This is a genomic window from Dokdonella sp., from assembly GCF_036518555.1.
Classification (GTDB): domain Bacteria; phylum Pseudomonadota; class Gammaproteobacteria; order Xanthomonadales; family Rhodanobacteraceae; genus Dokdonella_A.
In genome coordinates this window covers 1-9,465 of the sequence record NZ_DATDMY010000118.1, presented here as the reverse complement: position 1 = coordinate 9,465, position 9,465 = coordinate 1, and the positions used below count along the sequence as shown (strand labels likewise).

Sequence of the window (9,465 nt, the reverse complement as noted above, 5' to 3'; positions counted from 1 at the left end):
GCCAGCCGCACGAGGCCGTGCCAGCGGTCCGGCAGCAGCACCCAGCACAGCAGCTGCGACGTGCGCCAGACGTGCGCCTCGCCGAACGTACGCGCGGCGGCGCACGCGAGCGACCAGTCGTCGAACGTGCGCGCGTGGTCGAAGGTCGCGAAGTCGACGCGGTACAGGCGTCCTTCGCCGACCGCCTCGCATCGGCGACGCGCGCCCGGGAGATCAGTGCAGGCCGGGATGTCCATGCCGCGATCGTCGCAACCGCGGGTGCTCGCGGCGACCGCCCGCGACCGCGCGCGCGTGTACGAATTGCGCGTGCATCGCGCGCGCGCAGCGCACGGCGCGTAGACTCGGGCCATGAGCAATCGACTCGCCGGCGAAACGAGCCCGTACCTGCGCCAGCACGCGGACAACCCGGTCGACTGGTGGCCGTGGTGCGACGAAGCGCTTGCGACCGCGCGGCGCGAACGCAAGCCGATCCTGCTGTCGATCGGCTATGCCGCGTGCCACTGGTGCCACGTGATGGCGCACGAGAGCTTCGAGGACGAGGCGACGGCGGCGCTCATGAACGCGCTGTACGTGAACATCAAGGTCGATCGGGAAGAACGACCCGACCTCGACAAGGTGTACCAGCTCGCCCACCAGGCACTCGCGCGTCGCGGCGGCGGCTGGCCGCTGACGATGTTCCTCGCCGCCGACGACCTCGTGCCGTTCTACGCGGGGACGTATTTCCCGAAGGCGCCACGCCCGGGCTTGCCCGCTTTCACGCACGTCCTGCGTGCCGTGCGCGACTGGCACGACGGGCAACCGGACCCGCTGCGGCAGCAGAACGAGGCGCTCGCGCGCTTCCTCGCCGCGCAGGGCACGGAACCCGCGCATGCGGGCGCGCTCGACGACGCGCCGATGCGCGACGCGCTCGCGCGCATCGCGCGCGCATTCGATCCCGCCAACGGCGGCCGGCGCGGCGGACCGAAGTTCCCGCACGCGAGCGAGATCGAATGGCTGCTCTCGCAGGGCGACGACGCGCGCGGGATGGCGCAGCACACGCTCGCCCGCATGGCCGAGCGCGGACTCGCCGATCACCTCGGCGGCGGCTTCTTCCGCTATTGCGTCGACGCGCGTTGGGAGATTCCGCACTTCGAGAAGATGCTGTACGACAATGCGCAGCTGCTGCCGCAGTACGCGCAGGCCGCGCTGCGCTTCGGCGAGCCCGCGTTCGCGCGAGCGGCGGCGGCGTGCGCTCGCTGGCTCGGGCGCGAACTGCAATCGGCGCACGGCGGGTTCTGGAGTTCCTACGACGCCGATTCGGAAGGCGAGGAAGGCCGTTACTACGTCTGGCAGCGCGACGAGGTACGAGCGGCGCTCGACGCCGACGAGTTCGCGCTCGTCGAACCACTGTACGGATTCGACCTGCCGCCGAACTTCGAGGGCGGTGCCTGGCACGTCGTCGTCCAGCGACCGCTCGCCGACGTCGCGGCCGCGCTCGGCATCGACCTCGCGCAGGCGACGGCGCGACGCGCACGGGCCGACGCGAAGCTGCTCGCCGTGCGCGAACGTCGCGTTCGACCCGGTCTCGACGACAAGATCCTGACCGCGTGGAATGCGCTCGCGATCGCGGGCGCCGCGCGCGCGGCCCGCGATGGCGAGGACCGATTGCTCGCTGCGGCGGAGCACGCGCTCGACTTCCTGTACGAGAACGCGTGGCTCGACGGGCGCCTGTACGCCTGCCACGCGGGCGGCCGCGCGCGCTTCCCGGCCTATCTCGACGATCATGCGTTCCTGCTCGACGCCCTGCTCGCGATGCTGCAGGTTCGCTGGCGCGACCGCGACCTCGCCTGGGCCGTCGCGCTTGCGGGCGCGCTGCTCGAGCGTTTCGAGGACCGCGAGCACGGCGGCTTCTGGTTCACCGCGCACGATGCCGAGCCGTTGCCGCAACGCCCGAAGCCGTTCCTCGACGAGTCGCTGCCCGCCGGCAACGGCGTCGCCGCGCGTGCGTTGCTCGCGATCGGCCACCTGCTCGGCGAGCCGGCCTGGCTCGCGGCGGCCGAGCGCTGCCTGCGAGCGGGCTGGTCGACGCTCGCGGAACTGCCCGAGGCCGCATGCAGCCTGCTGCTCGCGCTTGGCGAGCACCTCGAACCGCGCACGGTCGTCGTGCTGCATGCGGACGGCCACGAGGCCGGCCGCTGGCACGACGCGCTCGTCCTCGCAGCCTCGCGCCGGGCGGATGTCTATCGCATCCCGCCGTCCGCCGCGCGCCCGGGCACGCTCGGCGCGCAACGCCACGCCGCCGGCGGCCTCGCCTATGTCTGCCGCGGCACGGCCTGCCTGCCGCCGATCGCCGATCCCGCGGAGCTCGCCGCGCACCTGGCGTGATCGACCGCCGCCGCGCCGCCGGCCGTGGTGCGCCGATGCTGCACCGCGGAATCGGCGATTCCGTGAACTAGGTCCATGGATATAACAAATATACGCTTCCAGACGGATATCCCCTGGTGCTATGGTCGGATCGTTTTGTGTCGATGGCCGACAGAAGACCGGTACCCGCGATCCGGGCAAGCCCGGATCTTTCGCAAAACGAGTCTCCCGCGTGGCCAAGAGAGGGGCCGCACGCCGAGGCGGACGCGACCGGGGAGCAACGGAGCTTGCGACGGTGCCGCGGCACGCCGCGGCGTTGCCCAACATCCTTGATGGGGAGATCGCATCGTGAATTCCAAACTCGGTCTGCGGCGCAGCTCGCTCGCCGCGGCACTCGCCATGCTTGGCGGCCTCGCGCTGTGCGACGCCGCAATCGCAGCGCACCCGCGCCTTCCGCCCGACGCGCAGGCGAACGCGGTCATCAACGCGCACGGCCAGACGATCGTCTACGGCACGTCGTACCAGAGCGACACCTCGTTGCCGCTCTATTACCTGCCCGAGTGGAAGGGCAGCGTGAGCGAACGGTCGTGGGACGAGCGCGAAGCCGCCGAGAACTGGCGCATCCCGGGCCGCCACGTCGACGGCAAGGATCCGATCGTGCAGAACATCGGCGGCACGTCCCATGCGCCGATGCCGGCGCCGATCCTCAGCTTCGACGGCATGAGCGTCGGCTCCTGCGGCTGCGCGCCGCCCGATACCAACGGCGAAGTCGGCAGCACGCAGTACGTGCAGATGACCAACGCGGGTTACCAGGTGTTCGACAAGGTCACCGGTGCCTCGCTGCTCGGCCCGCGCGCGACCTCGTCGATCTGGGCCGGCTTCGGCGGCGTGTGCGAGACCTCCGGCCATGGGGACCCGATCGTCCTGTACGACCAGATCGCCGACCGCTGGGTCATCACGCAGTTCGCCGGCGGCAGCACGATCACCGACGAATGCATCGCGGTGTCGACCAGCTCCGATGCGACCGGCAGCTACAAGCGTTACGGCTATCACCTCGGTTCGGAGTTCTACGACTATCCGCACCTCGGCGTGTGGCCGGATGGCTACTACATGTCGATGAACGTGTTCAACAGCGCGGGAACGGCCTACCTGCGCCCGCAGCCGTTCGCGTTCGATCGCGCCGCGATGATCGCGGGCGCGACCAGCGCCGCGTACGTCACCACGACGTCGCTCGGCTCGAGCAACGCACCGCTGATGCCGGCCGACCTCGACGGCTCCAGCCTGCCGCCGACCGGCGCGCCCGAGGTGTTCGTCGAGTATCCGGACACGAATGCGTACAAGACCTACCGCTTCCACGCCGACTACGTGACGCCGTCCAACACGACCTTCACGCTCGCGGGCAGCCCGGCCGCCGCGGCGTTCACCCAGCCGTGCGGCAGCACGTCCAATTGCGTGCCGACCAAGGGCGGAACGTCGAACTACCTCAACGGCCTCGACGACCGCCTCATGTTCCGCCTCGCCTATCGCAACTTCGGCGACCATGAATCGCTCGTCGGCAACTACACGGTGAAGGCGAACAACGTCGCGGGCGTGCGCTGGTTCGAATTGCGCAATGCCACGTCCGGCACGCCGACCAAGTACCAGGAGAGCACCTACCAGCCCGACACCACGTGGCGCTGGATGGGCAGCGCGGCGATGGACGGACAGGGCAACCTCGCGGTCGCCTATTCCGCTTCGAGCAGCACGATCAATCCGCAGATCCGCTATGCAGGCCGCCTCGCGGGCGACGCGCTCAACACGCTCACGCAGACCGAAACGCACCTGTTCGACGGCGGCGGCAGCCAGACCGGCTCCGGCAATCGCTGGGGCGACTACAGCGACCTCACGGTCGACCCGGTCGACGACTGCACGTTCTGGTACACGCAGGAGTACTACGCGTCGAACAGCAGCTTCAACTGGCGCACGCGCATCGGCAGCTTCAAATTCGCCGGGTGCGGCGGCGGTGGCGGCAACGTGCCGCCGGTGGCGAACTTCGGCGTGACGACGAACGGACTCACCGCGAACTTCACCGACAGCTCGAGCGACAGCGACGGCACGATCGCGTCGCGCGCGTGGACGTTCGGCGACGGCGGCACTTCGACCGCGACCAACCCGAGCCACACGTATGCGAGCGCGGGCACCTACAACGTGACGCTCACGGTGACCGACAACGGCGGTGCGACGAACTCGAAGACGACCGCGGTCTCGGTCAGCTCGCCGACCAACACGCCACCGGTCGCGAACTTCAGCTTCACCACGAGCGCGCTCACCGCGAACTTCACCGACAGCTCGAGCGACAGCGACGGCACGATCGCGTCGCGCGCGTGGACGTTCGGTGACGGCGGCACCTCGACCGCGACCAACCCGAGCCACACCTACGCGAGCGCAGGCACCTACAGCGTGTCGCTCACGGTCACCGACAACGGCGGCGCGACCAACACCAAGACGAGCTCGGTGACGGTCACGAGCGGCGGCGGCAACGTGCTGCAGAATGGCGTGCCCGTCACCGGCCTCGCGGCGACGACCGGCAACACGACGGCGGTCTACACGATGGACGTGCCGGCCGGCGCGACCAACCTCGTGTTCGCGACCTCGGGCAGCAACGGCGACGCCGACCTGTACGTGAAGTTCGGCAGCGCGCCGACGACGTCGAGCTTCGATTGCCGTCCGTACACGAGTTCCTCGAGCGAAACCTGCTCGTTCACGGCGCCGCAGGTCGGCACCTACTACGTGATGGTGCGCGCCTACTCGAGCTTCACCGGCCTCAGCCTCACGGGCAGCTACTCGACCGGCGGCGGTGGCGGCACGGTGCTCACGAGCGGCGTGCCGGTGAGCGGCATCTCCGCGGGCCTGCATGCGTACTCGACGACGTACACGATCGTCGTGCCGTCGGGCCGCACCAAGCTGACCGTGACCACGTCGGGCGGCACGGGCGACGGCGACCTCTACGTGCGGCTCGGTTCCGCGCCGACGACGTCGACGTACACGTGCCGGTCGTGGGTGAGCGGCAACAACGAGACCTGCACGATCAATTCGCCGACCGCAGGCACGTACTACATCCGCATCTACGGCTACACCGCCGCCTCGGGCATCACGCTCACGGCGACGTACACACCCTAGCAACGCGACGCGGGTGCGAAGGTGGCCGGCCCCAACCGGCCGCCTTCATTCCCCGCACGAAGCACGAGGGGCGCCGACGACGGAGTCCTTGGCGCCGCGAAATCCGTTCGTACTCCCGGCCGCAGCGATGCGGCCTCTTTTTTTCCGGTGATCCGGGCTCGCCGCGCGCATGCCGCGGGCGGTTCGGCATCGTCGCGCCTCGCGCCGCGCACGCTCCGGCATAATCGTGCCCAACGTGCGATACGGAACCATGTCCAGGGTCACCGCCATTTCGTTGCTGTTCGGGCTGTGGACGATCGCGGGCTCCGCGGCAACGGCTGCACCGGCACCGCTCGACCTGTTCGAGATCGGCGCGCCGTCCTTCACGACCTTCTCGACGCGCGACGGCGTCCCCGCGGCCGTGACCGTCGCGACGCAGGTCGACCGCGACGGCTTCGTCTGGCTCGCGTCGCCGGCGGGCGTGTACCGCTACGACGGACGCCGCTGGGCCGCGAGTCCCGATCCGGGCATGGACCACTCCGCCGACAGCCTGTACCTCGACACCGCGGGCACGCTGTGGGCGGCCTTCCGCGACGACGGCCTCGCCCGCTACGACGGCCGGCACTGGCACGTCGAGAACCACGCGACCGGCCTGCCGATGCAGCAGATCCGCCGATTCGGCGAGACGCGCGAAGCCGACGGCCGCTCGAGGCTGTGGGCGATCAGCTGGGAGGGCGGGCTGCTCGAGCACCGTGACGGTCATTGGGTCGCCGACCGCGGCAACGCGCAACTCCCGCCGGGGTCGTTGCTCGCGATGGCACAGACGAAGCGCATCGGCGGTCGCGCGCGGCAATGGGTCGGCACGGGCTCGAGTGGACTCTGGTTCCGCGAGGACGACGGCGCCTGGCAGCGCTACCGCGCCCCCGGATTCGACCCGGGACAGGTCGAGTTCCTGTTCGCGACCGAGCACGCCGGCCGCGAGGAGTTGTGGATCAGCGTGTTCGCGCGTGGCCTGTGGCGCCTCACCGACGACGGACTGCGCGCGTGGACGCGCGAACAGGGCGACCTGCCGACCAACGACGTCTACGACATCGGCGAGACGCCGCTGCCTGACGGCAATCGCGCGTTGTGGATCTCCTCGCGCTCGGGGCTCGTGCGCATCGTCGGCGAGCACGCGCAGGCATTCGATCGCCGGCACGGGCTGCCGTCCGACGCGGTGCGCGGCCTCAGCAGCTGGCGCAGCCCGAACGGCGACGAAGTGCTGTGGCTCGCGACCGAGGCCGGCGTCGCGCGCACGATCGTCGGCGCGAACCAGTGGCTCACCGCGTCGCTGATGGGCATGCATGCGTCCGGCGTGTTCGCGGTGCGCGTGGAGCCCGACCGCCGAGGCGGCGAGCGCCTCTGGGTCGGATCGAGCGACGAAGGCATCGGCCTGTTCGAGCAGGGACACTGGCGCACCTTCGACCAGGCGAACGGCGCGCTGCCCGATTCGGGCGTGCGCCTGATCACCGAAGCGCCCGACGAACGCGGCGTGCCGACGCTGTGGATCGGCCTGCGCTACGCGCACCTGCTGCGCGTGCGGGACGGCCCCGTGTTCGAAGCGGTCGACACGCCCTGGCCCAAGCAGGTCGAAGGCGCGGTAACCGCGATGCTCGCGACGACGCGCGACGGTCGCTACGAGCGCTGGGTCGGTACGCGCACGACCGGGCTCTACCGATGGAGCGCCGGCCGCTGGGACGCGGTGCAACCGGCCGGTGTCGTCGCACCGTGGCGCATCGGCAGCCTCGTCGAGCAGCCGCTCGGCGCGCGTACCTGGCTGTGGGCGACGTCGAACCAGGGTCTCGCGCGCTACGACGGCGAGGCTGGACGTTGCTCGGGCGCGACGCGGGCCTGCCCGACCTCGACCTGCTCGGCGCGACGCTGATCGAATCCGCGGTCGGGTCGCCGGTGCTGTGGCTCGGCACGATCAGCGCCGGCATCGTGCGGCTCGACGTCGCCGATCCACGGCACCCGCGCGTGCTCGCGGACGACCTGCCGCCACCGCCGGATTCGACCGCCTACAGCGCGTTGAGCGACCACGATGGCCGCGTCTACATCTGCACCAACAACGGCGTGCAGCTGCTCGTGCCGCAGTCGAACCGCTATGCCTCGCGCGTGTTCACGCGCAGCGACGGCATGGTGCACGACGAATGCAACCGTGGCGCACAGTTCATCGACGCGCACGACCGCTACTGGGCCGGCACGCTCGGCGGCCTCACCGTCTACGACCCGAAGCGCGCCGTGCAGGATACGCAACCGAAAGCGCTCGAGCTGATCGGCCTGCGCGTCGACGACCGAGCGGTCGAGGGCACGTCCTTGCGCGTCGCGCCCACAGCGCACGAGATCGCGATCGACTACTCGCTGCTCTCGTGGCAGCGCGAAGGCGAATCGCGCTATCGCTCGCAGCTGGTCGGCTACGAGGAGTCGCCGGGCGAGTGGACCGCGCAGAGCTCACGCACGTTCAACGCGCTGCCACCGGGCCGCTATCGCCTGCGCATCGAGGGGCGCGACTACGCCGGCAACGTGAGCGCGCCGCTCGACGTCGCGATCGAGGTCGAGGCGCGCTGGTGGCAGGAAGCCTGGGCGCGCGTCGCCGGCGCGGCCGCGCTCGTGCTGCTCGGCTACGCGGCGGTGCTCTGGCGCGTACGTGCGCTGAAGGCGCAACGGCGCGAGCTCGAGCTGCGCGTCGCATCGCGCACGGTCGAGCTCAACGAGGCGAACGCGCGCCTGCTCGAACTCTCCTACGTCGACGCGCTCACGGGTCTCGCCAACCGGCGCCGGCTGCTCGAGACGCTCGAGCGCGATCCCGTGCGCGCGCGCCCGTGCGCGTTGATCCTCGTCGACGTCGACCACTTCAAGGCTTACAACGACCGCCACGGCCATCCGGCCGGCGACGAAGCGCTGCGCGCGGTCGCGCGCACGCTTCGCGACGGCATGCCCGCCGACGCGCTCGTCGCGCGCTACGGCGGCGAGGAGTTCGCGTGCCTGCTGGAGGGCGCCGATGCGACGACCGCGGTCGCGCTCGCCGAGCGCATCCGCGCCGCGGTCGCCGCCCGCGACATCGCGGTGCCCGGCACGAAGCAGGTTCGTCGCGTGACGATCAGCGCCGGCGTCGCGAGCGCGATCCTCGCGGCGGCCGCCGACGCGCATGCGCTGTTGCGCAATGCCGACATCGCGCTCTATCAGGCCAAACGCGAAGGCCGCGATCGAGTGCGCAGCGCCGACGATCGCGTCCCCTGAGCGTCGCGTGGCCGCGCTCAGCTCGTGAAGCCGATGCGCGCGTGCGTGCCGTCGCAGAACGGCTTGTTCGCGCTGCCTCCGCAGCGGCACAGCCGCACGTCGGTCACGCGGCTGACCATGCGGCCGGTGCCGCTCACGATCTCGAGGTTGCCGCGTACATGCAGTGGTCCGTTGCGCTGCAGCTCGATCGCGAGCGGACCGTCCCTGTGCGGAAGCATGTCGGTATTGCCCGTCGTCGGCGGTTCACCGGTCGCCGCGAACGCGACGTCGTGATGGCTGCCGTCGCAGAACGGCTTGTTCTTCGATGCACCGCAGCGGCACAACGTGGCGCGGTATCCGGCGGGCTCGCCGTCGATGCGCAGCTCGGCGTGGAACGCATACGGCCCCGCCTCGCGCACGCGCGCGAGATTGACCGGTGGCGCCGGCTCATCGGCCTTGCCGTCCTTGCGCCGGTAGCGGATCGCGCCGGATGGACACGCGTGCGCGACCTCGACGAGGCGTTCGACCGGGATCGTGTCCGGATGCAGCCACGGCCCTTGCACGTTGGCGAGGAACACGGTCGGCGCGCCGGTCACGCAGAAGCGCGCGTGGATGCAGCGCTTGCCCTCGTACATCAGCGTCACGTCGTCGGCTTCCACGACCTCGACGGCAGGCATGGCCGGCGTCGCGGACGCGGACGGAGCGGCGGGCGCTGCACTCGCCGGC

5 protein-coding genes and 1 pseudogene are annotated in these 9,465 nt (G+C 70.7%); 4 read left to right on the top strand and 2 right to left on the bottom strand.

The features are described from left to right. Positions 1 to 236 (bottom strand): annotated as a pseudogene (locus VI238_RS07165) (hypothetical protein); the annotation flags it as partial. Between the two features lie 112 nt (positions 237 to 348). Between VI238_RS07165 and VI238_RS07160 the strand changes: the two are divergent. From VI238_RS07160 to VI238_RS07145, 4 genes are all read left to right on the top strand, one after another. Beyond that, positions 349 to 2,364 (top strand): thioredoxin domain-containing protein, encoded by a 2,016-nt coding sequence (locus VI238_RS07160; protein WP_331649926.1) that lies wholly within the window; start codon positions 349 to 351, stop codon positions 2,362 to 2,364. Positions 2,365 to 2,691: 327 nt separating this feature from the next. Further along, entirely contained in the window at positions 2,692 to 5,502 is a 2,811-nt protein-coding gene (locus VI238_RS07155; RefSeq protein ID WP_331649925.1) for a PKD domain-containing protein, read from the top strand. A 250-nt stretch (positions 5,503 to 5,752) separates the two neighbouring features. Then, positions 5,753 to 7,405, top strand: coding sequence for a hypothetical protein (locus VI238_RS07150; RefSeq protein ID WP_331649923.1), 1,653 nt, complete (start codon positions 5,753 to 5,755; stop codon positions 7,403 to 7,405). Beyond that, a complete protein-coding gene (locus VI238_RS07145; protein WP_331649921.1) occupies positions 7,351 to 8,760 on the top strand; it encodes a diguanylate cyclase in 1,410 nt (469 codons plus the stop codon). Before VI238_RS07150 ends, VI238_RS07145 begins: the two co-directional genes overlap by 55 nt. 17 nt (positions 8,761 to 8,777) lie before the next feature. Here VI238_RS07145 and VI238_RS07140 read toward each other — a convergent pair. Next, the coding region (locus VI238_RS07140) for a CDGSH iron-sulfur domain-containing protein (protein ID WP_331649919.1) at positions 8,778 to 9,465 on the bottom strand (688 nt) is incomplete at its 5' end.